General features: G+C 63.0%; 19 protein-coding genes. 6 read left to right on the top strand and 13 right to left on the bottom strand.

The features are described 5' to 3' along the window. Positions 1 to 157: 157 nt before the first annotated feature. The 9 genes from THL1_RS13290 to THL1_RS13250 all read right to left on the bottom strand — a co-directional run bounded on the left by THL1_RS13290 (position 158) and on the right by THL1_RS13250 (position 12093). Positions 158 to 661, bottom strand: a complete 504-nt coding sequence (locus THL1_RS13290; protein WP_069083702.1) for an Hsp20/alpha crystallin family protein — start codon at positions 659 to 661, stop codon at positions 158 to 160. A 27-nt stretch (positions 662 to 688) separates the two neighbouring features. Then, positions 689 to 1060 (bottom strand): Hsp20/alpha crystallin family protein, encoded by a 372-nt coding sequence (locus tag THL1_RS13285; RefSeq protein ID WP_069083701.1) that lies wholly within the window; start codon positions 1058 to 1060, stop codon positions 689 to 691. A gap of 27 nt (positions 1061 to 1087) precedes the next feature. Further along, entirely contained in the window at positions 1088 to 1543 is a 456-nt protein-coding gene (locus THL1_RS13280; RefSeq protein ID WP_069083700.1) for an Hsp20/alpha crystallin family protein, read from the bottom strand. 154 nt (positions 1544 to 1697) lie between these two features. Beyond that, complete coding sequence (locus THL1_RS13275; RefSeq protein WP_145928296.1) at positions 1698 to 2606, bottom strand: hypothetical protein; 909 nt, start codon at positions 2604 to 2606, stop codon at positions 1698 to 1700. A 270-nt stretch (positions 2607 to 2876) separates the two neighbouring features. After that, complete coding sequence (locus tag THL1_RS13270) at positions 2877 to 5972, bottom strand: efflux RND transporter permease subunit (protein WP_069083698.1); 3096 nt, start codon at positions 5970 to 5972, stop codon at positions 2877 to 2879. Then, positions 5969 to 7087: an efflux RND transporter periplasmic adaptor subunit gene (locus tag THL1_RS13265; protein WP_069083697.1), complete on the bottom strand. Its 1119-nt coding sequence runs from the start codon at positions 7085 to 7087 to the stop codon at positions 5969 to 5971. The genes THL1_RS13270 and THL1_RS13265 overlap by 4 nt, the downstream gene beginning before the upstream one ends. Positions 7088 to 7116: 29 nt before the next feature. Beyond that, positions 7117 to 8631, bottom strand: a complete 1515-nt coding sequence (locus tag THL1_RS13260; protein WP_069086514.1) for an efflux transporter outer membrane subunit — start codon at positions 8629 to 8631, stop codon at positions 7117 to 7119. A gap of 117 nt (positions 8632 to 8748) precedes the next feature. Further along, entirely contained in the window at positions 8749 to 8964 is a 216-nt protein-coding gene (locus tag THL1_RS13255; RefSeq protein WP_069083696.1) for a hypothetical protein, read from the bottom strand. Between the two features lie 234 nt (positions 8965 to 9198). Beyond that, positions 9199 to 12093 carry an AAA family ATPase gene (locus tag THL1_RS13250; protein ID WP_069083695.1) on the bottom strand — a complete coding sequence of 965 codons (2895 nt, stop codon included), beginning with the start codon at positions 12091 to 12093 and terminating at the stop codon, positions 9199 to 9201. 327 nt (positions 12094 to 12420) lie between these two features. On the opposite strand from THL1_RS13250, the gene THL1_RS13245 reads away from it, so the two are divergent. Both THL1_RS13245 and THL1_RS13240 read left to right on the top strand, forming a co-directional pair. Next, complete coding sequence (locus THL1_RS13245) at positions 12421 to 14076, top strand: bifunctional 3-(3-hydroxy-phenyl)propionate/3-hydroxycinnamic acid hydroxylase (RefSeq protein WP_069083694.1); 1656 nt, start codon at positions 12421 to 12423, stop codon at positions 14074 to 14076. Positions 14077 to 14078: 2 nt separating this feature from the next. Next, positions 14079 to 14732, top strand: a complete 654-nt coding sequence (locus tag THL1_RS13240) for a TetR/AcrR family transcriptional regulator (protein WP_069083693.1) — start codon at positions 14079 to 14081, stop codon at positions 14730 to 14732. Between the two features lie 73 nt (positions 14733 to 14805). Here THL1_RS13240 and THL1_RS13235 read toward each other — a convergent pair whose 3' ends face one another. From THL1_RS13235 to THL1_RS13220, 4 genes are all read right to left on the bottom strand, one after another. Further along, positions 14806 to 15174 carry a DUF5064 family protein gene (locus THL1_RS13235; RefSeq protein ID WP_069086513.1) on the bottom strand — a complete coding sequence of 123 codons (369 nt, stop codon included), beginning with the start codon at positions 15172 to 15174 and terminating at the stop codon, positions 14806 to 14808. Positions 15175 to 15447: 273 nt separating this feature from the next. Further along, a complete protein-coding gene (locus THL1_RS13230) occupies positions 15448 to 16299 on the bottom strand; it encodes a 4Fe-4S dicluster domain-containing protein (protein WP_069083692.1) in 852 nt (283 codons plus the stop codon). Then, complete coding sequence (locus THL1_RS13225; RefSeq protein WP_202969629.1) at positions 16292 to 19264, bottom strand: molybdopterin-dependent oxidoreductase; 2973 nt, start codon at positions 19262 to 19264, stop codon at positions 16292 to 16294. The genes THL1_RS13230 and THL1_RS13225 overlap by 8 nt, the downstream gene beginning before the upstream one ends. Before the next feature lie 245 nt (positions 19265 to 19509). Further along, positions 19510 to 20745, bottom strand: coding sequence for an NADH:flavin oxidoreductase/NADH oxidase family protein (locus tag THL1_RS13220; RefSeq protein WP_069083690.1), 1236 nt, complete (start codon positions 20743 to 20745; stop codon positions 19510 to 19512). 395 nt (positions 20746 to 21140) lie between these two features. On the opposite strand from THL1_RS13220, the gene THL1_RS13215 reads away from it, so the two are divergent. The 4 genes from THL1_RS13215 (at position 21141) to THL1_RS13200 (ending at position 26006) form a co-directional block, all read left to right on the top strand. Then, positions 21141 to 21755: a TetR/AcrR family transcriptional regulator gene (locus tag THL1_RS13215; protein ID WP_069083689.1), complete on the top strand. Its 615-nt coding sequence runs from the start codon at positions 21141 to 21143 to the stop codon at positions 21753 to 21755. 87 nt (positions 21756 to 21842) lie between these two features. Next, positions 21843 to 22931 carry a VOC family protein gene (locus THL1_RS13210; protein ID WP_069083688.1) on the top strand — a complete coding sequence of 363 codons (1089 nt, stop codon included), beginning with the start codon at positions 21843 to 21845 and terminating at the stop codon, positions 22929 to 22931. Positions 22932 to 23106: 175 nt separating this feature from the next. Continuing rightward, positions 23107 to 24063: a fumarylacetoacetate hydrolase family protein gene (locus tag THL1_RS13205; protein WP_069083687.1), complete on the top strand. Its 957-nt coding sequence runs from the start codon at positions 23107 to 23109 to the stop codon at positions 24061 to 24063. Continuing rightward, entirely contained in the window at positions 24063 to 26006 is a 1944-nt protein-coding gene (locus tag THL1_RS13200; RefSeq protein ID WP_069083686.1) for an acyl-CoA synthetase, read from the top strand. Before THL1_RS13205 ends, THL1_RS13200 begins: the two co-directional genes overlap by 1 nt. Positions 26007 to 26074 lie beyond the last annotated feature (68 nt).

Below are 26074 nucleotides of genomic sequence, written 5' to 3'. Positions count from 1 at the left end.
ATCACGCTGCTGTATTCCGGAGTGGTGAGTTCTGGCGCCTTCTACTTCCTCGGTTTAACAACTGCCCGCCCGCGAGTTTGTCGCGGGCGGGCTGCCTCGGTGACGAGGCAATTTCCCTTGACGGTGACTGGCAGGACGAACGCCAGCCGTCGCAATGTCAGCCCGAGCGAACCTCGATGCGTCGGCCACGCACGCGTTCTTCTTTGGGCAGTTCGACACGCAGCACGCCATTGCTGCATCTGGCTCTGGCCTTCTCGGCAATGACCGGTGCGGGAAGCTGGAAGCTGCGCCGGAAACTGCCGAAGGTGCACTGCCGGACACGGTAGCGCCCATTGCCCTGTTCCTGCTCGACCCGCTTTTCACCGCGGATGATCAGAGCATCTCCCCGCACCTCCAGATCCAGATCCTCCTTCACCATTCCTGGTACCTCGAGGCGAATGACGATCTGTTCGCCATTCTCGTAGAGATCGCCGGCCAGCAATCCCCAGCTCGAGGCAAGTGCCGGTGGCGAGGAGGCATCTTCCAGTGAGTTCCTGCTTCGATTATCGGGTGTGAAGCGCGTCAGGGCCTCGCTCGCACGATCGCGAAGCTGGCGCCAGCCCTCGCCCAGCGAATGCCAGGTTTCCTCCAGGCCATGCTTGAGTTCAGCTAGTTTGTCCATGGGGTCGACCTCCGCACGCTCAAGGCTCTACTCGCTTTTCACGGCGATCTTCTGCGGCTGGGCATGCGCATGCTTGGGAACACGCAGGTTCAGCACGCCGTCCCGTAGCTCAGCGTCGATCTGTGTTGTATCCAGCTCGGAACTCAAGGTGAAGGCTCGCCGGAATCGCGACAGCTGGACCTCGGCATAGACGGCCTCCAGCTGTTCGGACATCGCAGGCATGATCTCCCCTTCCAGCAAAAGCGTGTCACCTTCCACATTGACCACGAGACGCTCCTTGGGCACGCCCGGAAGGTCCGCGAACAATTGGATTCCGTTGTCATCTTCGAATACATCGACACGCGGCAGCAGCGCTTGGATTTCAGTCTCGCCGCGCACGACCGCTTGCTTGTCGCTCATGGTGATTCCTCCTTCAAACCGATGCTGTTACTGAATGGCTATGCGCCTGGGTTGCGCAGCTTCCCGCCGAGGTAGCGAGATGCGAAGAACACCGTCGCGATAGCGAGCCTCGACCTTGTCGGTATCGACCTCATCGTTGAGGCTCACGGTGCGCTTGAAGCGTCCGGAATATCGCTCGTTGGCGTACACGGAGCAGTTGCCCTCCTCCGTGCTGCGCGCCGGCCGGCGCTCGCCGGATATCGAGAGCAGACCTCGATGGATCTGTAGATCAAGACTGCTCGGATCGACACCGGGAACGAAGGCATAGACCTCCATGCTGGACGGCGTGCTGCCCACATTGATCGCCGGGAAAGCACCGCTGGCCAGCGCGCGAATGCTGCCTGGACGCCCAAGACCTGGTCCCAGGACTTGTTGCAGTTCGCGCTGCAGCCTCTCGAACTCGGCAATAGGATCGCTCGACAGATTAAGAAGGGACTCGTACATGACAAACCTCCTCCCGGCTGACGGACATGATCTTGAACAGAAGCCAGGAAACTCCCAGCTCCTGCCTCTGACGACAGGAAATATGTAAGCGATTTCGCGACTTTCAAGCCCCGGTTTAAACGAATATGGAATGAGGATATTTCCAGGTCAGGCCCTAAAAGCCGGGCGGAGGCGGCAAGTGCTTCAGGCTGGGAAGGCCTGGCAGGTGTGGTGGGGGCGGCAGGTTAGGCAGAGCCGGCTTGGCCGGTGGCGACGGCAGATCCGGAAGATCCGGCTGGGGCGGCTGGGGCGGCTGGGGCGGCTGAGTCAGCGTGGACGGTAAGGTCGGCGGTGTCGGCGGCGGAGGGGGCTTTGGCAACGCATGCGCAGGCGGTTTGATCAGGTCGACAACGGATTTGACCTTCCGGGCGATCGCCGCGGTGACCACCTTGTTGGCTTCGTCCGCGAGCGCCTCGCATACAGCGCGGATGATGGCGGACAGCGCGGCGCCGTCCGTGGTCGCGCCGATGTTGGCGAGATGCAGCGGCGGCAGCGGCACCGTTATCGGGCCTCCGGGCAGGGGTACATCAAGTGAAATCGAGCCGCCCATCACAGTGAGTTCCCGAATGATGAGCTTACGTGCATTGCTGCCGGCCCGGATGGCGACCGGTGTGACGGAATAGGCCTGTGCCGTGTTCTTGATGGTCTCCAGGTTGCTAATGGCGTTGGGACTTTTCGCCGTGTAAGTAACCTGCGGGGCGATGACGGTGGCGGAATCGACAATGATTGGGCCGCCACCGAGAAGCGAGCCGCGTTCCACCTGCAGGGCGATACGGTCCACCACTACGGCGTAGGGCGAAGAGAATCCAGTGGGGTTGCCCACAGTCAGTCCATCAAGCGCTCCCACGCCAGTGAAGGGCGAGAATTCCACGCTACCCACGAGCACCTGCGTCTGGGTGGCAAGCCCTCCCTCGGTCTCGATGGCGGATTTCATGGATGGTTCGAACCGGCCAAGCAGGTTCCACAGCGCAATAGCGACGACGGCAAAAAGGGCAGCAAGTACAAGCCTGAAGTTTTTTAGCATGGTATTAGGCGTTCCATGAAAGACGGCGGCAGTCCAGACGCATGCCGTGCCAATCCGCTGTCGCAAATATCGGCGACAGAAGGGGCTTGGAAGTGAAAAAACAGGAAGAGTCGCGCACCAGGCCGGGGCTGCTCGATGCGTCTCGCCCGCCCTCAACGGGAGCCTGACGGTGCCGTTAAGCCTGGCGTGGCTTCCCGATTCGCCGAAGGCTGATCGAGCACGATCAACCTTCGGCGTGAAGACGAAGCGCTAAACCACCGCGCTCCTCACTCAGGAAGCGAACGCGGCATCGACCGTCACCTGCTGGTCACCATCGGACTGCTGGCGGCGCACTTTGAACCATGCTGCGTACAGCGCCGGGACAAAGAAGATCGTCAGCAATGTCGCCACGGTGAGGCCGCCCATGATCGCAATCGCCATCGGCCCCCAGAACACGCTGCGGGTCAGCGGGATCATCGCGAGCACGGTGGCCAAGGCCGTCAGCATCACCGGGCGGGCCCGGTGAATGGCGGCATCCAGCACCGCATTCCACGGGGCGCGGCCCTGCGATATCTCGATCTGCACCTGGTCGATCAGGATCACCGAATTGCGCATGATCATGCCGCCGAGGGCGATGATGCCCAGGATCGCGACGAAGCCCAGCGGCGACTGGAACACCAGCAGCGCCGGCACCACGCCGATCAGGCCCAGCGGCGCGGTCAGCACCACCATCCACATGCGGGAGAAGTCCCGGAGTTGCAGCATCAGCAGCAACAGGATGGTGATCATCATCAGCGGGGCCACCGCCAGCAGCGCCTGGTTGGCCTTGTCGCTTTCCTCCACCGCGCCGCCGACATCGATGCGGTAACCCGATGGCAGCTTCGCCTCGATGTCCTTCAGCAACGGCTGGATCTCCTGCGTCACTGACACACCCTGCTCGCCATCCTTGACGTCGGCGCGCACGGTGATTGCCATGTCGCGATTGCGGCGCCATAGCACCGGCTCTTCCAGCTCGTAGCTCACCTGTGCCACTTGCGACAACGACACCACGGTACCCTGGCGCGTATAGAGGCTGATGTCCTTTATTGTGTCGAGGCTAAGGCGCTCCTCCGGCACGGCACGGGCCACGATGTCGATCAGGTCCTCACGCTCGCGTAGCTGCGACAGGGTCGCTCCGTTCATCACGGTCTGGGTCACCAGGGACACGTCGGCCGGTGTCAGGCCCAGCGCAGTCGCCTTGTCCTGGTCCAACTGCACCTTCAGCGTTCGCACAGGGTCGTTCCAGTCGAGCTGGACGTCGCGCACTTTCGGGCTGGACGCGACCACGTGTTCTACCTCGCGGGCGATCTGGCGCACCACTTGAGTGTCGGGGCCGACGACGCGGAACTGCACCGGATAGCCAACGGGCGGCCCCAGCTCCAGCCGAGTCACGCGCAACCACGCCTGCGGGAACTGCTGTTCCGCCAAGGTCATGAGCCGCGCACGTACTCGTTCGCGCGCCTCCAAGTCCTTGGTCATCACGACGAACTGGGAATAGCCCGGATTCGGCAGCTCGGGGTTGAGCGAGAGATAGAAGCGCGGTGCGCCGGCGCCGGTGTAGGCGGTGAAGAAACGTACGTCTTCGTCCTTCGCCAGGATCGCCTCCATGCGCTTGACCTGCTCGGTGGTCGCGGCAAACGACGCACCTTCCTTGACGCGCAGGTCGATGACCAACTCAGGGCGCGAACTGTTGGGGAAGAACTGCTGCGGCACCAGGTTCATGCAGGCCAGAGCAAGCGCCAGCGCGCCAAACGTTGCACCGATCATCACCCAGCGACGCTCGATGGCGGCGTCGATCAGGCCACGTAGCCTACGGTAGAACTTCGAGTCGTACGGATCATCGCCATGCTGGTGCTTGCCCAGGTCGTTGGGCAGCATCTTGACCGCGAGATACGGCGTGAAAATGCCGGAGCAGATCCATGAGAACAATACTGCGGCGCCGACAATCCAGAAGATGCCGCCCGCGTATTCGCCCGTGGTGGACTGCGACAGGCCGATCGGCAGGAAGCCCACGACGGTGATCAGTGCGCCGGTCAGGCGCGGCATGGCAGTCGCCGAATACGAGAAGGCAGCCGCTCTCACACGGTCCCAGCCGGTTTCCATTTTCGCCACCATCATCTCGATGGCGATGATGGCGTCGTCCACCAGCAGGCCCAACGCGATGATCAGCGAACCGAGCGAGATGCGTTCGAGGTTCCAGCCCATCGCCAGCATTACCAGCGCCACGCCCCCAAGCACCAGCGGCACCGTGGTCGCGACCACCAGGCCGGCGCGCCAGCCCAGGCTGACAAGACTGACCACAATCACGATTATCAGCGCTTCGGCCAGCGCGTGTACAAAGTCATGGATCGCGTCTTTCACAGTGGTGGGCTGGTCAGCCACGAGTTCCAGCTCCACGCCGTATGGAAGTTCCGACTGGATTTTGGCGACTGCCGATTCCATCGCCTTGCCCAGGTCCACGATGTTGCCGTCGCTGGTCATTGTGACGCCGAGCATCAGCACCGGCTGGCCGTTATGGCGCACCGTGTAGGTCGGCGGATCCTCGAAGCCACGCTGGACGGTCGCGATGTCGCCGAGTTTGATCAGCCGGCCGCCTGCGGAGATGGGCACGTTGCGAATGGCGTCTTCGCTGGAGAACTGGCCGCTCACGCGGACCATAACGCGGTCGCCACGGGTGTCGATCTGGCCGGCTGGCAGCATGGCGTTCTGGCTTTTGAGGCTCTCGGCGATAGCCAGCGGGGTGATACCCAAGGCAGCCAGGCGCTCCTGCGAGAACTCCACATACACGCGCTCGGCCTGCTTCCCGACGACATCGATCTTCTTGACCATCGGCACCTTGAGCATGCGGCGCTTGATGTCCTCGGCCGCATCGGACAGATCGGCGTGGCCGATGCCGTCGCCCTTGACGGCGTACATCAGACCGTACACGTCGCCGTACTCGTCGTTGACGATCGGGCCGATCACGCCGTCGGGCAGATCGAGGCTCAAGTCGTCGAGCTTCTTGCGTGCCTGGTACCAGGCCTCGCGCTGGTCGGCCATGGAGGTGCCGCCGCGCACGGTGAGCGTCATACCCGCGTAGCCTTGCCGCGCGTAGGTGACCACCTTCTCGAAGTTGTCGATCTGCTCGAACTTCTTCTCCATGCGGTTGAGGACCTGATCCTGCAACTGCTGGGCGGTGGCGCCCGGCCAGATGACGATGGCGGTCATCGAGGGCACGGAGAAGTTCGGGTCCTCGAGCTGACCGAGCCTGGTGAAGCTAAAGGCGCCGGTCACCGCGACGAGGATGAGCATGAACAGGACGACGGCGCGGTTGCGCAGCGCCCAATCGGTAAGGTTGAAGTTGTTCATCGGGAGGCCTGCTGCACGATGTTCGCTTCAGTGCCCCCGAAGCGCGGTAACGCGACCCTCAGCCCAGGCGCCATTTTCTGCACCCCGGCAGTAATTACCAGTGCTCGGGGAGAAGGCCCGGAGACGAGTACCTCGTCATTGCGGTACCCCAAAACCGCCACAGGTTCCAGCCTGACAATGCCCACCGGCTTAAAGTCCTCGGGCTTGATCACCCACAGCGCTGGCTGGCCGTGGCTTTGGGTTAGCGCCGTGGCCGGCACCGCTGCTACCGGAATTCCCGCCATCTCGCGCTCGACAATCAGGGTGGCGGTGGCGCCCAGCGGCAGCGAACGTGCGCTGACCGGCTTCAGTCGCGCGCGGTAGGTGCGCGTTTGCGCTGCCGCCTGCGGCGACAGCTCGCGCAGCGCAACATCGAACGTCTCGTTCGGCGCGCTGGCCAGCGAGGCCTTGAAGCGCGCCTCCTTGAAGGCGGACAGGTGATCCTCGGGCACATCGACAACGATCTCGGGCACGCCCGGGTCTGCAATCGAGACGACCGGTTGGCCCTCCGCCACGACCTGCCCTGTTTCGAAGCGGACAGATGTGACGACGCCGCTGCGCGAGGCGCGCAGCACGGTGTACTTGAGCCGGTTGCGCGCAAGCTCGAGCTTTCGCGCCTCGGCCTCGGCAGTTGCAAGCGCGGTCTGAGCACTTGTGTGTGCACGCTCGTCGTCGGCCGCACTGACCGAGCCATCAGTCTTCAGTGCGGTCAGGCGCTGGCGGTCCGACTCGGCCTGGCGCGCCTGCTCGACGGCAGCCGCCCACTGCTGCCGCGAGGCTTCCTCGGCGAGGCGGTAGTCGCTGTCATCCAGTACAGCCAGCACGTCGCCTTCGCGCACGATCTGGCCTACATCGACCTTGCGCTGGGCTATCTTGCCGCCCACGCGGAAGGCCTGGTCGACTTCATGCCGCGACTGCACGGTACCCACGTAGCGATTGGTTTCACGGGCATTGTCATAGCTGATTTCGACGACGCGTACCGGACGTGGCGCCTGCACGGCCAGTTGGTCCGGGCTACACGCGCAGAGCATGGCGGCTACGGCCAGGGCGCCGGCCGCAGTAAGGGATTTCTTCAAGGCGGTTCCTCTTTGAAGACGACGGATTCTTAGGAAAGTGGCGGACGGTCGGCAGCGGTGGTTGCGGTAGGGTTGGCGGGTTGTTCGAACACCTGCCAGCCACCACCCAGCGACTTGTAGAGCTGCACGCTGTCGAGCTGCAAACGGGTATTGCTGTCGTTTGCGGAGAGGCGCACCGCCAGGCGCGCCCGTTGCGCATCCAGGAGCGGCAGCAGGTCGATCTGCCCTCGGTCGTAAAGCGACTGCGCATGGCTCAGCGCGGCCTCCGCGGACTCGGAGGCCGACTGCAACGACTCGACGCGGTGGCGTTCTTGCGCCAGGGTGACGAGGGCGTTCTCCACGTCCTCGAGCGCGCGCACAATGCCGTCCTCGGCGCGTAGCAGCGCCTCACGCTGACCGCTCTCGGCGACCTCGTTGATCGCGCGCGTACGCCCGGCGTTGAAGATCGGCATCGTGAGCAGGCCGGCCACGTTGGTGAAGCGGGCGGCGCCGAGGTCCAGACCGTTCAACTCCAAGTTCTGGCGCCCGAAGGATGCTCCGAGGAACAACCGCGGGAACCACTCGGCCGCCGCCTGCTGGCGACGTGCATTGGCCGCATCGAGCTGCGCCATCAGCGCCAACACATCAGGCCGGCGCTGCAGCAGCTCGGCGGGCTGGCCCGGCTGGGCCTCGGGCACCGGCATATCGCCGCGTGAGGGTTGGATGCTCGCAGCATTGAAGGCCTGGTCGCCGATCAGCACCGCGATGCGGTGCCGCGCCACGGCAGCCAGCGTCTCCAGCGGCGGGATCTGCGCATGCGCCGAAGCGGCATCGGTCTGTGCGCGCTCGACGTCGAAGGCGGTTGCCAGCCCTACACGGTGTCGCGCGGTAACCAGACGCAGCGTCTCATCCTGCGCCGCCGAGATTGCACGCAATGTCTCGACCTGGCGCAGCGCACCGACCAGCGTGAAGTAGTTGCTGGCGACGTCGCTCATCACCAGCAGGCGTACACCGCGCACGCCATGCTCCGCAGCCAGTGCCTCGGCTTCAGCGGCGGCCGCGCCAGCGCGCAGGCGGCCACTCAGGTCAAGCTCCCAAGAAACGTCCAGGCCCGCGCCGACAGCCTCGGCGTCTGGAAAGCCCTTCTTCTTGGCGGTGTCGTAGCCCGTGCTGCGGTCAGTGCCTAAGGCTGACAGGCCGACACTCGGGAACAGCCAGGAGCGGCTGATCGTCTCACCAGCGCGTGCGGCGCGAACGCGCTCTGCGGCGATCTTGACATCGCGGTTCTCGCGCATCGCGCGGCGCACCAGATCAGACAACACCGGATCGTGGAAAACCTCCCACCATGCAGCTTCGGGCTCCATCTCGGAGGCCGTGCTTGCAGCGAACCCGGTAGGCAGGTCCACCGACGGTTTGGCGACCTCCGTGGAGCAACCGGTCAAGGCCAGGGCGATGGACGCGGCGAGTGCCGCACCAGCGACGACGCCGGCCAGGCGCTCGGCATGTTGCAGGGGCGTCTTCCCGACGAGGCAGGTCAACGGATGTAGGGTTGGAAGTCGCGGCATCGGATTGGACTCGTGCAGATTCGAGGTTGCAGCAGCGTAGGGCACGACGCACGCAGAGTTGTCAGCGAAGCGTCGCAGTTCGGTCGCCATTTCGAGCGCTCATTCAAGCTGGAAACGTCACTCATCGGTGACGTCCTCCGCGTGCTCACCGGCCGCCGATACGAGGTCGGCGGCAATCGATACCAGCAGCTCTTCGGCGGAGGAAAACTCGCGCTGACGCCCGGAGACCAGGTTTTCGAGGCGGCCCACGAGGACCCCCGGAGTGGCGTCGCTACGCAGCTTCACTACGTAGGAGCGGCGACTCGGGTACTTGGATTCAGGGTTCAGGTTCATTGCAGACCAGGGGATCAAGGAAGTTCGACGACAGCGTAGGCCGGTCCCCAGATCGAGTCGTAAGCGAAAGGTCAGAGTTCGGTCGTAACCGCACGCGCCACCGCAAAAAGGGCCTGGCGCTTGCACTTGAGCTCATCCCAAGGACGGGGCCCCGCTGCCGTGCCCGCTGCGGAGAAACGGCGTGGCGGGCACGATGTAACTGCGCCAGCAAATGAAGGGGGCGCCCTTATCGTCTCAAGCGGACTTTGCCGCCTGAAGCAGCGAGCGAGCGCGCTGCACCAGCTCGGTTCCCTCAGTTTCAGGCAACCTGTCAACCAGCGCCGCCAGGGCCTGGCGTTCCTCGACTGCAGCGTTGTGGTGCCCGCACAGCTCGACCAGCGCGAGCAGCTCCAGCCACGGTGCTTCCTGGGCGCGCGCCTCTTCAATCGCGCGCCGCGCTGCGGCGTTTCCGGCGTCAGGCCGGTCCTGCGCCCGCGCGATCGCAGCCTCCAGCAGCAACAGCTGCGGCAGGTACACGCGCTCGCCCAGTTCCTCCCCTACCCTCAATGCTTCCTGCAACTCAGCCATCGCGCCGTCGAGATCGCCCGCCAGCAGCAGCGCCTCGGTGGCGTAGCCGAGTACCTCGCTGGCACCGGAGCGCATGCCGAGCCAGGTATGTTCTTCGTAGGCCTCGCGGATGCAGCGGTAGCCGTCGTACGGCGCGCCGTTGCGCGCGTCGGCCCAGCCGCGCCACCAGCGACAAGCCGTACGCCCCAGTGCGAGTGAGTACTCATCGACCAGCGCCTGCATGTCGTCGGCCAACGCTGCCACGCGCACGTGGTTCCCCATCCGCACTTCGATCAACACCTCCTGCCAGGCGACAACCTGCCAGGTCATGGGCTGGCGCAGCGCCTGTGCGCGGGTCCGCGCCCGCTGCATGTAGGCCCGGCCCTGTTCAACCAGACCGGAACGAACCAGCTCGATGGCCAGCATGCCGTGCAGCATGGCCTGGGGGTCGGCCGCGAAGACCTCGTTCGCCCCGATGTCCAGCGGCTCGGCGATCGCGAGGGCGCGCTCTAGCCAACTGCGGGTCGCCTGCGTGCGCCCCTGGAGATGGTGCACCTCGCCGTGCACGATGCACGCCGCCAGCATGAGCGCTGGATCGTTCGTCCTGGACGAGAGGGCTTCGGCGCGTTCCGCTACCGCCAGCGCCAGCTCATAGTCACCGCGCAGACTCAGCAGATGGCCGAATCCATGCAGCAAGCGGCAGCGCATCGGATGCTCGGGGGCATCCGCCAGCAGCGTGTACGCGCGTTCGAACGCGTTCCTGGCTTCGCTGCCGACGCCAAGTGTGTGGAAAGCCGACACCCCCTGCAGCGTGGCCAAGGTAATTTCGAGTGAGTCGCGCTCCGGCCCTTCCGGCGCCTGCTGCAGCAGGACCAACGCGCGCTGGGTGAGACCGATGCACGAGGCCGGGCTGAAGTGCAGCAGCGCGGCTTCCGCTGCCTCGGCGTAATAGAGCAGCGCGATCATCGGCTGCCGCCCCCGGTCGAAGTGCATCGCTAACTCCGAGGCAGCAACCGTCACGCCGACCGCACGCTCGCCTTCCAGAGCAGCGCCAACCTGGCTATGGAAGTAGGTGCGCAGTGGGCGCGGTGTGCGGTCGTACAACACCTGGCGGAAGAGAGCATGCCGGAATGAGTAGTGCATCTCCGCCTCATCACCATCGGAGGCTCGCGACGGCTTGAGCCACACCTGCTCGCGCACCAGCTCCTCGCAGGCGTGGGCCAGCGAAGCGAGGTCGCGTTCGAGGGCCAGCGAAACCGTCTCAATCCGGAATTCGCCCCCGCAAACCGCCGCCGCCGAGAGCAGGGCACGCTGCTCCTGCCCGAGCTTGGCGATGTAGTGATCGATGATGGCCGCAAGATTCTCGGGGACCGCCACATTCGCCAGTCGAGCCTCGATGGTGGCGTCGTCGTCCGCCCGGTCCATCACTTCACTGATGACTGACGACACGAACAGCGGCACACCGTCGGTTCGCTCGTGCAGGGCACGCACGAAGGCTTCATCGCGGGCCAGCGAGGCCGAACGCTGCGCAACATAGTCGGCGACCTCGGTTTCCGAGAACGGGTCGAGTACCACTTCCTCACACAACCGGTGCACGCGCAGTTCGTGGCGCAACGAACTGAGCGGATGATCGAGCGCCACCACCTCGGCGACGCGGAAGCTCGCCAGCCACATCAGCCGCGAGCGGCCCCGTCGGCGCGCGATGTAGTCGATGAGCTGGACGGTCGCCCGATCGCTCCAGTGCAGGTCTTCGGTCACCAGCAAGAGCGGCCGCTGCTCCGTGTAACGGTCCAGTAGTTCGCCCATTTCCCGCAGCATGCGGTCCGGACCGACGCCGGCAAGCTCGCGCCGCAATGAATCTCGCTCCTCCGTACTGCTCAACCAAGGCAGTTGCAGCAGCCAGGTCGGCGCCACGGCGCGCAGCAGTACCGGCAGGGCGGGGTCGCTGCGGCACAGATCGGCCATCGCCTCCAGCACCGGCAGGTAGGGCTCGCCGGTGCCGTAGTGCTCCATGCAATGGCCGCGTGCGCAGGCGATGCCGCCAAGGCTGGCGACGAAATGCTCGATCAGTGCGGTCTTGCCAATCCCCGGTTCGCCGGCGAGCCAGACCACTGCGCGCTGGCCACCATGCGCCCGCTCCCACGCCCGTTGCAGCCTTGAGATCGCGTTGGCGCGACCGATGAATGGCGACGACAGTTGCGCGCCGGCCGTCGGCACGGCCTCGAGTGCAGGCGGCATCGAAGGCGCAGGCGACGGCGCGGCGATGAAGCGATAGCCCCGCCGCGACACAGTCTCGATGAAGCGAGGCCGCTTGGGGTCGTCGCCAAGCGCTGTGCGGAGTTCGCTGATGGCGGTCTTCAGCACCGAATCGCTGACGAACCGATGGCCCCACACAGCATCGAGCAAGGCATCCTTGGTCAGCAACGACCCCGGCTGACGTGCGAGCTCGCACAGGAGTGTGAAGGGCGTAGGCGCCAGCGCCACGGCCTTTCCGTTGCGCAACAAACAAGCGTTGGCCTCGTCGAGTTCGAAGTCGACGAAGCGGATCTGGACTGGGCTCGGATGGGGCTGCGGACGCGCCACGTTTGATTCCTGAAATCTAAAACAAAACACAGTTATGCGTCGGGGGACTGGAACGGGCTCCGTTGCTCCGATGACAACGCTGATTGATGCGCGAGCCAAGCCTCACCGGTCGGAAACCTTCCAGGCGGCAGGCGGGCAGCCGCGCACGACTTCCCTGCTCAGGCCGTCCTGGGGAGAGCCCACGCGGCCTCAGCTTGGCGCAGGAATGATCCCAGCAACAAATGACAAAAACATCAATATTGAAAAATATCTCAATTTTACATACCTTCAATCTGCCTGACGATGGGACCTCGCGTCTCACGATCTCAATCACAACAAGGGCTCGGTATGAACAACAAGAATTGCTCCGAACTGCTTCCAGAAACTGTCGATGTATTGGTAGTGGGCTACGGCCCCGCAGGGGCGACGCTCGCCGCACTACTGGGTCGCTATGGCGTAAAGACACTGGTTCTGGACAAGACCCACGAGGTCCTCCTGATGCCCCGAGCCATTGCCCTGGACAACGAAGCGCTCCGCATCCTGCAACTTGCCGGGTTGACCGAAGACGCTTTCGAGAAGATCGTGATTCCAGAAGTACGCATGCACTCCCCGGTGCTCGGTCAGTTCGCACGGGCCAACACGGCGGGGTGTATCGACGGCCATCCCAAGCTGGTGACCTTCTACCAACCCGACCTCGAGCACGCGATGCGAGACCAGGTCTCGCGGTTCGATTCAGTGACCAGCATGAGCGGACTCGAGCTCGAAAATCTGGCCGCAGAGTCGGATTGTGTCGTCGCCTCCGTACGGGACCAGAAGGGCCATACGCACTTCGTTCGCGCCCGATACCTGGTAGGTGCCGATGGTGCCAGCTCCAGGGTCAGAACCCTGATCGGCCAGGACTTCGAAGGAGAGACCTATGCCGAAGATTGGCTGATCGTCGACGCAGGCCACCGGCGCCAATCTGCCATCGATCATGTCGAGTTCCTCTGCGACCCGAAGCGCCCCGCTCCGCATATGCCCGCGCCGGGAGGCCGGGAGCGCTGGGAGTTCATGCTGCACCCGGGTGAGACGCGAGACACAATGGAAAGCCCGGAAAGCATCGCCCAACTCGTCGCGCCCTGGGTCGATTCGCGCGAGCTGCAGATCGAGCGCAAAGCGGTATACCGATTCCACGCCCGCTGCTGCAACAGCTTCAGCAAAGGCCGCATCTTCCTTGTAGGCGATGCGGCCCACATTACGCCCCCCTTCGTAGGACAGGGACTTGTCGCCGGGCTTCGCGATGTCGCCAACCTGGCCTGGAAACTCGCTTGGGTCCTGCGGGGCCAAGCCTCGGCCTCGGTGCTGAACTCCTATGACGAGGAGCGCCGCCCCCACGCCAAAGCCATGATCGATATGGCCAAGCTGATGGGCCGCCTGGTAATGCCCAGGAACAGACTGGCAGCCTTCCTCATACATGGGCTGATGCGCACGTTGGCGTTGACGCCGGCTACCCGAAAGTACTTCGAGGAGTTGGAGATCAAACCCAAGAACATCTTCAGGCACGGCCTGTTCGCGCCCCATCGCCGCGGCGACAAGCTGGTTCGCGGGGGACTGTTTCCTCAAGCCTGGGTTCGCAATGCTCAGCAGCAGGTGCATCGGAGTGACGAGGCCCTGGGAGACCACCTCACGCTGGTCGGATTCGGTGTCGACCCGCTGTCGCTGCTCTCCCCCGCCCAGGTCGTTTCCTGGGTAAAGATAGGGGGTAACTTCCTGCACATCGGGCCATCTGGTCAGCGCCCTGCCGGCAGCTTTACCCTCATCGAGGATCTCAACCATGCCATTCTGCCGCTGGCGCCCAAGGGCACGCTGGTCGTGGTACGCCCCGATCGCCAAATCATGCACCATGCCCCCAGCACAGAGGCAGCGAAGCTGATTCAAACCTGCATTGACCTGCTGGCCAGCGACGACTCCACTGCCGACAGCGTTTCATTTACCATCGGCGAGCCCTCTCGAATGCGAGCTTGAGTATGCCCACCCCTACCCCACCGCCAGAATTGGCCGCCCTCCCGCCGCTCACGCGAGGACACAAAAAGCGTGAGCGTACCCGTCGCGGCTTGGTGGACGCAGCTCTGCGCCTTGTTGCACGCAAGGAGGTAGGGGAGATCGCTCTGCTCGAGGTGGCCGCAGAAGCGGAGGTATCCAACGGCACCATTTACAACTACTTCCGCACTCGCGAAGAAGTGCTAGAGGCGGTGGGCATCACTTTGGCGACTGAGTTCTCCGATGCCATCTCCGCCCTGAGCTCGGACGTGCGCAGCGGTGCACAGCGGCTTTCGATTGGCGTGCGCATGTTCATTCGCCGGGCCGCCGATGACCACCAATGGGCCAACGCACTGCTACGCATCATCCATTTCGACCAGGCCATGCGCTCACGATTGGCCACCCATGTGCTTGGCGACCTGCGCGAAGGCCTACGCGAGGGTGCTTTCACTTTCGAGGACGAAGGCATCGCCATGGACATGGTGGTGTCTTGCACAACTGGGGCAATGCGCTCGGTTGTCGAGGGGCGTGCGGTGGCGGAGCACGATGTGCGGGTCGCCGAGATGATTCTCAAGGCTCTGGGCGTTACTCCCGCCAAAGCCAAGAAAATTGCCGGCCTGCCGATACCCACCACTTCCTGAGCCCAGCCAAGGGTGATTTCCTGTCGCCGGCGTGACTGACCAAGAATGGCCGTTCCTGCGAACTACTGCGGGTTCACAGGCCGTCCTTGTCGAGGTGATCGAAGTCGACGGGCTCGCCCGTTCGAGCGCCGAGCTGCAGGCGGATGTCCTCGAACATAGCGTCGTATTCGGTGTGCTCGGGCATGATCGGACCAGCGTTGAGCGGCAGGCCGTGTTTGGCCACTGCCTTGGTGATCGGGCTGGCAAAGTTGAAGGCGGTATCGCGATGCATGTCGAATTCTTCGCAGAACTCGCGGCCCCCGATAGTACCGACCACTTTGAAATGCATCAGCACGCCTTCGACCGGGTCGCGGCGGACCTCGTAGAACACGTCGATGTCGAACTTCGGCAGGTGCAGCAGATCGAGTGGATTGGCGCGGTGCAGATGACCTGGTTTGAACATGCTATCCCCTATGGTACGGCAGAACGGTTGGACGATGGTTTCTTGGGTGGGGGACATCTCTTGCCATATTTTGGTCAAGCAGGCCGTCCCTGGTCCGAAGGCTCTAGTGTGCAATCGCCAGTAAGCAAGCGCTCAAAGGAGGCTGGATTGCGTCGGGCAGCCCCCCGCCTCCTCGCTGGCGAAAGCGTTGCAGTTCCTCGGTTGTGCTTCGAGCGTTTTTCCTAGGTGATGTGCTCAGTTCCTTGGGGTGATCCATGCCGTCTGCACCCCCCACTAACGCGGATGGCTGGTCGTCAGCCGGATCTCGCCAAGATAGAGGCTTTCGTCGAGCTCGCACTCACGCTGCGCCTCGTCCAGGTCATGACGGACTTCGATGCGATAGCAGCCGCTTTTCTTGGCCAGGCCGCCGAAGCGGAAGTCGCCGAACGCATCGCTGTACGTAACCGCGATGCGCTTGTCGCTCTGAAAGAGCGAGATTTCGGCACTGGCAACGCAATCGACCACGCCGTCAAGGTTTACGCTGACGCTGCCGCCGATAAAGCACGTGTCCCAGCGATCCAGGCCCCGGTAATAGACCCTCGGCTTCGCGTTCAGTTTGGGCAGCAGCACCCGCAGTCCTTCCTTGCCCGCCTTTTCCTGCATCGCCTCGTCGTCGAGCTTCACCGCTTCGAACACGTCCGTCGGACACACCTGCTGGCAACGCGGGCCTTTCCAGCCGTCGTCGAGCAGATGGGCGTCGAAGATCCAGGTCTGCGGCAGCTGCTGCTCCTCGTTCCAGACGATGGCCCTATAGGGGCAGGAGCGGACGATGTCCTTGCGCCCCTTGGCCTTCACCGGATCAATCACGACGATGCCATCGGCACGCTTGCTGATCGCGTCGCCGCCGACCTTCATGCACGGCGCATCGTCGCAGTGGTTGCACATCACCGGCAGGTAGGTCGTCTCGACCATCGGCGCCGCCCCCTGCACTCGCCGCAGGATGCGGATCGGTGCCTCGTCGGCGAGGGAGGCCGGGGCCGCATAACCCGGATAGTCGTTGCCAACGTGCTCGTCCCGCTCGGCGAGCACGCAGTTGTAGCAGTTCTCGCAACGCCCCACGTTGATGATCAGATTCCACTTACTCATGGGCGACTCCCACCACGGCGCGCAGGCGCTTGAACGCGTCGGCGCCTTGCCATTTTTCGATCTGGACCAGGCATGAGTTCGGACTCATGCTGCTGGTACCCTGGGTTTGCGGCCGGTCCGGGGTGAGAATGTTCAAGCAGCCGCCGATCTCCACCGTTTCGCCGGCCACTTCCAGCATCTGGAACTCGGCGCTCGCTTCATAGGACTTGACCACCCCTGGCACCACCAGGGCCGACACGTCGGCAGCGCAGATCACCGCCCCGCGGTCGTTGTAAACCTTGACCAGGTCACGATGGGCGATGCCTCGGGCAGCCGCGTCGCCAGGGCTGATGCGCAAGAGCCAGAAATCGTGGCCAAGGATGCGGGCACGATGATCCGCCACTCGACTGGTCACGCCGTTCTTGCCATCGCTGGAGGTGTGGAAGCTGTAGCGCGAATGGGTCGCGATCATCTGCAGCGGATACTTGCCGATCAGCTCGGTCGTCCCCAGGCCTTCCCAGGACGGGATGTAGCGGTTGAGCGCCGGCCGTTCGGGATTGTCCCTGGTGTGGCGTTTGAGAGTTTCGGGAACGAACTCCAGCTTGCCGCTGGGCGTCTGCAAACCCTTGCCGAACTCTTCCGCCCACTGCGACGGCAGCGGAAACGGCTCCGGCAGGTCCTTCTGACGGCCTTCGGCGAACCAGCGCATGTCCACCGGCGGTCGCAGTTCGGGCCTTTCCGGCGGCACGACGTAATAGCCTTTGCGGCAGAACTCGCGCCAGGAGATGTGATCCGGCAGGTCAGAGGAGTCGAATACCCGCTTGACCCAGTCGAGCTCGCTGCAACCTTCGGTGAATACCCCGCCCAAGCCCAGGCGCTCGAGGATGGCCGCGAAGATGTCATAGTCCGAACGCGACTCGCCGAGCGGTTCGATGCACTTGTGCTGCAGCGACACCACGCGATGATTGACCAGGGTGTAGCCATGGTGGGCGTAACCGCCTGAGTTGCACCATTCTCCGATGTCCCAGCGCTCGAGTTGGGTGCAGGCCGGCAGGATGATATCAGCGAACTGGGCCTCGCCCTCCATCCAGATCGACTGGTTGACCACGAACTCGATGCTGTCGTGGCGGTAGGCTTCGACCCAGCGCCCGGAGCGGGTGACGGTACTGAAGGACGAGCCGCCGTAGCGGTAGATCATGTGGATGGGCGAATAGCCGGCCATCGGATAGGTGAAGGGGGCGAACTGCGCCTCCTGCGACATGCCATCCCAGAGATAGCCGGTGGCATGGCCATTGATGATGGCATCGGGCAACTGCTGCCGCGGCACCAGTTGCTTGACCGGGTTCATGGTCAGGATGTGTGGCATGCGCTGGTAGTTGTTTACGGCGTTGCCGGTCCACATCAGTTCGCCCGAGATGCCGCCGTCGGCATAGCCGGGGAAGTAGAAATGATGGTCTACCGGCGACCCGATCTGCAGGCAGCCGAAATTGACGCCGGGCTTTCCCCAGCCCTGCATGGCCATCATCATGATCATGCAACGTGCCCACTGTTGTCCGGTCGCACCGCGGCCGGCGCCACCAAAGCCGGCGCCAGTCATGCCGGTCGCCAGATAGACCTTGCGGTTACCCCACTTGCGGGCCAGGGCGCGTACGTCCTTGGCCGGCACACCGGTCTCGCCTTCCTGCCACTCAGGCGTTTTGGCAATACCGTCGATTTCGCCCAGCAGGTAGCGCTTCCACTCGTCGAAGCCGGTGGTGCGGTTCGCCACGTAATCCTTGTCGTAAAGGCCTTCGACGGCCCACACGTACATGATCGCGGTGGCCAGGGCCGCATCAGTCTGCGGGCGGATCGGAATCCAGCGCCCGCCGAGGAGCTGTGCGGTAGGATTGTTGTGCGGATCGATATGGACGAACTCGATGCCGAGCTCCTTGGCCCACAGGCGGCGGGTCGTCCCCTCGAAACCGGCGTAGGCGCCGTTGGTGCTCTCCGGATCGCAGGACCAGAAGACCATCATCTCGGCTTCCTTCAGGCAGTCCTCGACGGCGCCATAGCCGGCCGGCACGCCGACACGCATGGAGTTGCCGAAATGGTGCATGGCGCCCCAGTACCAGCCCTCCCAACTGTCCGGGTTGGCGGCGACGCGGGTGAAACCGATCAGGTTGGCGAAGCGCATCAGCGAGCTGAGGTAATAGCCGACATTGCCCCACTGGTGGTGGGACGACATCGGGAAGGTAATCGAGCCGGGGCCGTGGACGCGCTTCTGCCGGTTGATTTCCTTGGCGACGATGCTCAGCGCTTCGTCCCAGCTTATGGGCACATAGCCTGACTTGCCGCGGTTCTGCGGGTTGCGCTCGCCGTCCGGGTCGAAATCGACCCGCTTCATCGGGTGCAGAATGCGCTTGTCCGAATAAACCAGGGATTTAAGCGACAGGGCATGCGGCGCTACCAGGGCGCGGCGTTTGGGGCGGAAGGTCTTGCCACGCGCCTGCAACTCCCAGCTCGGCGCATCTTTCTCATCCAGCTCCAGCGGCGTGACGCGCTGGATGAGGCCGCCCTTCACATAGACGAACAGTGGTCCGCCGTTGGTGCAGGTCGTGTAGCGCCGGGTGCCGTCGCGCATCGGCAGACCCATCTCCAGCCCGACCGTCTGGCTGAGGTTGAGCGTCTGGGTGAACCACACCACCAGAGGGTCCGGCCCCTTGGCGACGACCTTGAAGTTCTTGGCGGCGTGGACGATCTCGCCCATGTCCAGATTGGGCGATAGGAATTTCAGGGCCGTGGGCAGGTCTTTGAACAGCATGCTGACATCCGCTTCTGCCGCTTTGCCGGCACGCGAAAACACCTTGCCACCGCGGATTTCGAGGAAGCGACCGATGCTGCCGTCCTGAAGGCCGATATAGGCGGTGCAGTTCTTCTGCTTGAGCCGCGCGTGAAATTGCGGATGTTTGCGGGCAGTGAAGCCAAGTACCTTCGGTAAGGCGAACAATATTGTTTTTAGAAGTATTTTTTTCATTCAGGTTGCCACTGGTGTTGGGGTTTCGAGGCACTGCAGCGGGACGACTTCTCGGCGTGAGTGCGTCCAGTTTCCGGATCGACTCCCTGCATCCGGCGATTGCCGTCCGCCCGCTGGGCTCACAAGCCGGGGAAGGCCGGCTCCCTTGGTTGATTGCTTGAGAACGCATCACCTCCCGACGGGTTGGGACTGATGGAACCGAGTGTTTCGAGTGCCCACTAGGCTTGGCCAATCCATCGCCTGTAGCGTTTCGCCTGACGACGGGACTTCAGCTGGTTGCCGATCAATGCCATGAGTGGCGACACCCTTGGCCTTGATCGCTTCCCCTGGCTCAGTAACCCGAGTTGCTTCTTGACCACCGACGCCACGGCAAGCGATGCCAGCGCCCTGTTCTTCCAGGGGACGACTATGGGCTTCACTTCGGTGTCTTGCCCCTCCTTCCACTGGCTGGGCAGGGTCGGTTCGATAGCCAGCGCAGTGGCGAGGCCCACCACCGACACCGAATCGCTCACCACTCGCTCCGCGACCTCCTTTCGGCGCACGCCGCCGGTGACCATCAGCGGCATGTGCGCGACTTCCCCGATTCTTTCCGCGAACTCAAGAAAATAGGCCTCTCGAGCCAAGCGGCTGCCGTCGCGGGTTTGCCCCTGCATGGCTGGGCTTTCGTAGCTGCCACCTGACAGCTCGACCAGGTCGACGGCCTTGGCGTTGAGCATTTCCACCACCCGAGCCGCATCCTCGGCATCGAAACCACCACGCTGAAAGTCCGCCGAGTTGAGCTTCACAGCGACGCAAAAGGTCGACGCCACTCGCTGACGTATAGCGTCGACGGCTCGCAGGAGGATCTGTGCTCGGTTTTCCAGGCTGCCGCCCCAGCGGTCGCTGCGCCGGTTGGTCAAGGGCGATAGGAACTGGCTGAACAGGTAGCCGTGGGCAGCATGAACTTCAACGCCGGTGAACCCGGCACGCTCGGCCAGTGCCGCCGTATGGGCATAGCGCTGGATCAGCGCCTCGATCTCCTGCTCGCCCAAGGCCCTGGGCTGCGCAAAAGCCTTGGACAGCCCGGGAATGTCGACGGCAACTGCGGAAGGTCCCCGCGCCGGCTGTCCCAGGGCGGCCAGAACCTGCCGCCCCGGATGATTGATTTGCATCCAGGCCTGGGCTCCACGACTGCGGCAAGCATCCGCCCACAGCCTGAATCGGCCGAGGTGCCTATCGTCCTCGAGCACCACCCCGGCCGGTCCGGTCAAGGCATGGCGATCGACCATGACATTCCCAGTGATGATCAAGCCTGCCCCGCCTTCCGCCCAACACTGGTAGAGCCTGACCAGTGCTTGTCCGGGTGCGTGATCCGCATCGGCCAGGTTCTCCTCCATCGCTGCCTTGGCAATTCGGTTTGGAATCACCGCGCCATTGGGCAATCGCAGCGGTTCGAAGAGCTTTGAGCTGGTCATGTTCTGTCCTTCAACTGATGAAAAATCGGCCCGCCATAGCGAAGCCTTTTGAGCAACAGGTCGGCAAGCACGGTGCTCCTGCGGACTTCTCAAATTCCTGAGGCACGGCCAGCCTGCAGCCTGGAGGTCGGGATGGTTCACATCACCCCGACGGCTTGATGCCCCGGTCGAGGTGTGAGCCAGAAACGCCAAAAGCTGAACACGCGTGTCCAGTCTAGTCAATATGCAGAATATCGGACGGTCTCAATTAGCCCGCCGCGAAGCAGAAAATCCCCAGCCATATTGGCTTATAGCGTTTTGCGCATTGCATGACGGGCTCTCTATTCAAAATCTTTGTTGACGGAAATAGAACACGCGTGTTCAATCAAGCCATGAACAATCCTGGAGAAAGAAGCGTGGAATCCCTGAATCCGACACAGCGCCGCATTCATCAGGCCGCTTTTCGCCTGTTCGCAGAAAAAGGCACCTCCCAGGTGAACATCCTCGACCTTGCGCAAGAGGCGGGAGTCGCGCGCGGAACGATCTATAGCAACGTCGAGAGCATGGAGAGTCTGTTCGAGACAGTCGCCGGTCACCTCGCAAGGGAGATGCATGAGCGCGTCAAGAAGAGCTTCGACTCCCTCTCCGATCCGGCTCAACGCCTTGCCAATGGAATCCGATTCTTCATTCGTCGCGCTCACGAGGACTCCCAGTGGGGGGCGTTCATCCACAAGTTCGCCATGAGCAATACGTCGTTGCGCGAAATGTTCACCAGCCAAGCGACTACAGACCTTCTGAGCGGACTCTCCAGTGGGCGATACAAGTTCCGACAGGAGCAATTGCTCTCAGTCATGACGCTGATTTCGAGCAGCGTCCTGGGCTCGATTTTCCTGGTGCTGGAAGGGCACAAGACGTGGCGCGAATCCGGTTCTGACACAGCCGAGCTAGTGCTCCGAGCGCTGGGTGTGCCGCCAGAGGAGGCTCGTGCGTTGGCGACCGAAGAGTTACCGGCACTTCCTACCCTCGACTGATCTCGTAACCGACTCAACCAAACAACACCCCTGCCATTTCAGGGGTGCGGGGTCGGCTTTGCTCCAAAAAACCGGAAAAGAAAAACAATGAACAGCAGAAATGAAATGCCCCAGTTGGCGACACCACAACCTGCCAGGCACCCGGCTCCCACGGTCAAGGCACAACGCCTTGCCCACCTGATCTTCGAGCGACCTGACCTCGATGAGGCGGCACGCTTCCTGACCGACTTCGGTCTGACGGTCAGCCATCAGGATGCCGATACGCTCTATCTCCGTGCGGCAGAGCCTTCGCCCTACTGCTACCGCATCCATCGCGCGGCGCAGGCGCGTTTTCTCGGTTTCGGCCTGGAGGTTCGCAACCTGGATGACCTGAGAGAGCTCAGCCAACTCGACGGAGCGTCCGGCATCGAAGACATCAGTCGTCCGGGCGGCGGCAAACAAGTCAGGCTGCTTGACCCCTCCGGATTCATTGTGGAAGCCATCTACGGGCAGGCCCCCAGTGAGCCGCTCCCGCACAGAGCCGCGCTTCTGCTGAATCTGGTCGAGCATCCGCGAGTCAACAGCACTCAGCGACCGCCGGTAGCGCCGCCGGAAGTCCTGAGGCTCGGCCATGTCGTCATGGAAGTCGCTGACTACCAGGCGACTTGCGCCTGGTATACCCAGCACCTCGGTTTCATTCCCAGCGACGTGCAGGTGCTCCCGGATGGCTCGCCCATCGTCACGTTCATGCGCCTGGACCGCGGCGACACGCCGGCGGATCACCATACCCTCGCCATCGCCCAGAGCTTTATGGCGACCTACAGCCACAGCGCTTATGAGCTCGTGGATGCCGATGCAGTGGGCATGGGGCAGCGCGTCATGCGGGAGCGCGGCTGGAAGCACGCGTGGGGAATCGGCCGGCACATTCTGGGCAGCCAGATCTTCGATTACTGGCAGGACCCCTGGGGTGACAAGCACGAACACTACTGCGACGGGGATATCTTCACCGCCGCACTGCCCACGGGCATTCATCCCGTGAGCCCCGAGGCCATGGCGCAGTGGGGGCAACGCATGCCCAAGAGCTTCACGCAGCCCAAGCTGAGCCTGGCCAATCTGCGCACGCTGGTCCGTAACCTGCGACGCAGCCCGGACCTGACGCTGCGCAAGTTGATAACGCTCATGCGGATGTTCGGGTAGAGCTACCGCCATGTCGGGCAGTTCAACCAAGTTAGGCCGGCGGGATGTGCTCAAAGCCGGCGCCTTGATCGCCGGCGGCTCACTGGTCTACAGCGTTGCCGGCCCCAATTCAGAACAACACCAAAGTCCTCGCGCCACCGAGCGCGGAATAGACGCTGCTCCAGGAGTGCCTTCAATGTCTGCTGTACATGTAGTCCGCTTTGAATATCAGAACGGTATCCACTGGGGCGTGATACGTCAGGGCCGCATCACGGTCGTCCCCGGTACCTTTGAAACCACCGGTGACTTCATTCGCCAGAACGGTATCGACGACCTCGCTCAAGTTAGAGGTACGGAGTTGGATGAGGGCGAGGTGAAACTGCTGTCGCCTCTGACCCGTAACCAACAGTTCGTCTGCCAGGGCGCCAACTACCGCCAGCACATGATCGAGTCGGGCATGGACCCTGACGCGAAGAAGTACAACATGATCTTCACCAAGGCGACGAGCTGCCTGGTGGCAGCGGACAGCGACCTGATCAAGCCGCGCAACGTGCGTTTCCTGGACTACGAGATCGAACTGGGACTGGTGATGAAGCGCGCGATCAGCGGCGCCGTTGCCGTCACCGACGCCAACCTGCATGAGTTCATCGCCGGCGTCGTCATCGTGAACGACTACTCGGCGCGCGACATCCAGATTCCCCAGATGCAGTTCTACAAGGGCAAGAGCTTCCGCACGTTCGGCCCGGTCGGCCCTTACCTCTGCCTGCTGGATGCCAAGCACGTACATTACTTGAAAGACCTTCAGCTGCGCCTGACGGTCAATGGCCAGGTGCGTCAGAGCGACAGCACGGCCAACCTGGTTTATGGCCCCGCTGAAACACTGACCGAACTCTCCTCCGTACAAGATCTCGCCCCCGGTGACCTGATCGCCACAGGCACTCCGGCGGGTTGTGCCCTGACGATCCCCTCCCCCGCCAAACAACGTATCGCGGCCCTGCTGCCGGAAGCCACCAAATGGCAAATGTTCCTCAAGGCCCAGGAGAGCCGGCCGCAATACCTCAAGCCTGGCGACGTGGTCGAAGCGCGCATTCGCAGTGCGGATGGCGTGATCGACCTGGGTGTGCAACGTAACCGAGTCGTGGAGGAAGCCTGATGACCGTGCAGTGCCTGAACGACATCAAGGAGCTCGAGCTGGTCCCCTTATCGGAGCGTGATCTGGCTTCCAGTACTTATGAAGCACTGAGACGCACCGCCGAGCGCACCCCGGATGCGCCCGCGCTGAGCTTCTTCGCCGACGCCACATACTTCAAGAACACCCACGACTGGAGCTATTCCGAGCTGTTCGCGGATATCACTCGCGCAGCGAATGCCTTCCATGACCTGGGCATTACGCCCGGCAAAGTCATCGCCTTCATCCTGCCCAACCTGCCGGAGACCCACTTCACCATCTGGGGTGGCGAGGCGGCGGGCATCGTCATGGCGATCAATCCGCTGCTGGACGCAAAGCAGATGGCAGGCTTGCTACATGCCGCCAAGGCGAGTGTGGTGCTTACGCTCGCGCCGATGCCAGGCAGCGACCTGTGGCCCAAGCTGGCCTCGCAACTGGATCAGTTGCCCTCGATCAAGCACATCGTTTGGGTCAGCATGGGCCCCTATATCGACGTAGCCACGCGTGAGTCCCTTGGATCCCTGGCACAGAAGGAACGTGAACTGCACAGCGGTGCCGCGATTCACGAATTGCGCGCGCTGATGGACGCGCAGCCCGGCACGCACCTCAAGAGCGGCCGGCAAATCCGCACCGAGGAGCGTTCCTCTTTCTTCTGCACCGGCGGCACGACCGGGCTGCCCAAGATCGCCGCCCGCACTCATGGTTCTGAAGTGTTCAACGCCTGGGCCATGGCTGCCCACCTGGCGCCGCGCAACAGCAGCCAGGTCATTTTCTGCGGATTGCCGCTGTTCCACGTCAACGGACAACTGGTAACGGGCCTGATGCCCTGGACCCAGGGCGACCATGTGATCCTCGGCACACCGCAAGGCTACCGCGGCGAGGGCGTGATCGCCCGCTTCTGGGAGATGGTGGAACACTTCGGTATCAACTTCTTCTCCGGCGTTCCCACCGTCTATGCAGCGCTCCTGCAGACCGAGCTGAAGGGCCGCGATCTTTCTAGCCTGCGCTATGCGCTCTGTGGCGCCGCGCCGATGCCGGTCGAGCTTTTCCGCGAGTTCGAACTACGCACCGGGGTGAAGATCCTTGAAGGCTACGGCCTCACGGAAGGCGCCTGCGTTTCCTCGGTCAACCCGCCCCAAGGCGAGCGCCACATTGGCTCCATCGGCATACGGATCGCCTACCAGAACATGCGCGCGGTCTTGCTCAATGACTCTGGAGAGTACCTGCGCGACGCCACCGTGGATGAGATCGGTCTGATCACGATCAGCGGTCCGAACCTATTCGACGGTTATCTGGAGGAGAGCCATAACCGGGGCCTGTGGATCGATATCAACGGTGAGCGCTGGCTGAATACGGGCGATCTGGGTCGCCAGGACCAGCAGGGTTACTTCTGGCTGACCGGGCGCAAAAAGGAACTGATCATCCGCGGCGGTCACAATATCGATCCCAAGCAGATTGAGGAGGCCCTACAGGCTCATCCTGCGGTTGCCTTGGTCGCTGCCATCGGCAGCCCCGATGCGTACTCGGGCGAGGTTCCTGTGGCCTATGCCCAACTGCGTCAGGGGCAGGTTTGCACGGTGGAAGAACTGCAGGAGTTCGCCAATCTCAACATCAGCGAGCGAGCCGCCGTTCCCAAGCGCATCGAAATACTCGATGCCCTGCCACTGACTGCCGTGGGCAAGATTTTCAAGCCTGCCTTGCAGCAGCAGGAGGTTGCCAGAGTGGTCCTTCAGGAAGTCGAACACCTGGCGCTGTCGGGCGTTGCGGTGGAGGTCATCCAGGATAGTCGCCGCGGCCTGGTCGCATGCATCCGAGGTTGCACCAACCAGGAAACCTTGGCCTCTCGTCTAGGGCGGTACAGCTTTCAAGTCGAGTGGCTGCCATCAACCGCATCGACCTCCACTCTCTGTCATTCCCGTAGCCAGTAGCGTTACCAAGGTCGACGCAGACCTTATGCAAACCCGTCAGTTCCACTTTTAGCGCCGGAGTCAGTACC

The organism is Pseudomonas sp. TCU-HL1 (genome assembly GCF_001708505.1).
Classification (GTDB): domain Bacteria; phylum Pseudomonadota; class Gammaproteobacteria; order Pseudomonadales; family Pseudomonadaceae; genus Metapseudomonas.
The sequence above is the reverse complement of the archived record's forward strand: the minus strand, read 5'-3'. Positions and strand labels throughout refer to the sequence as shown.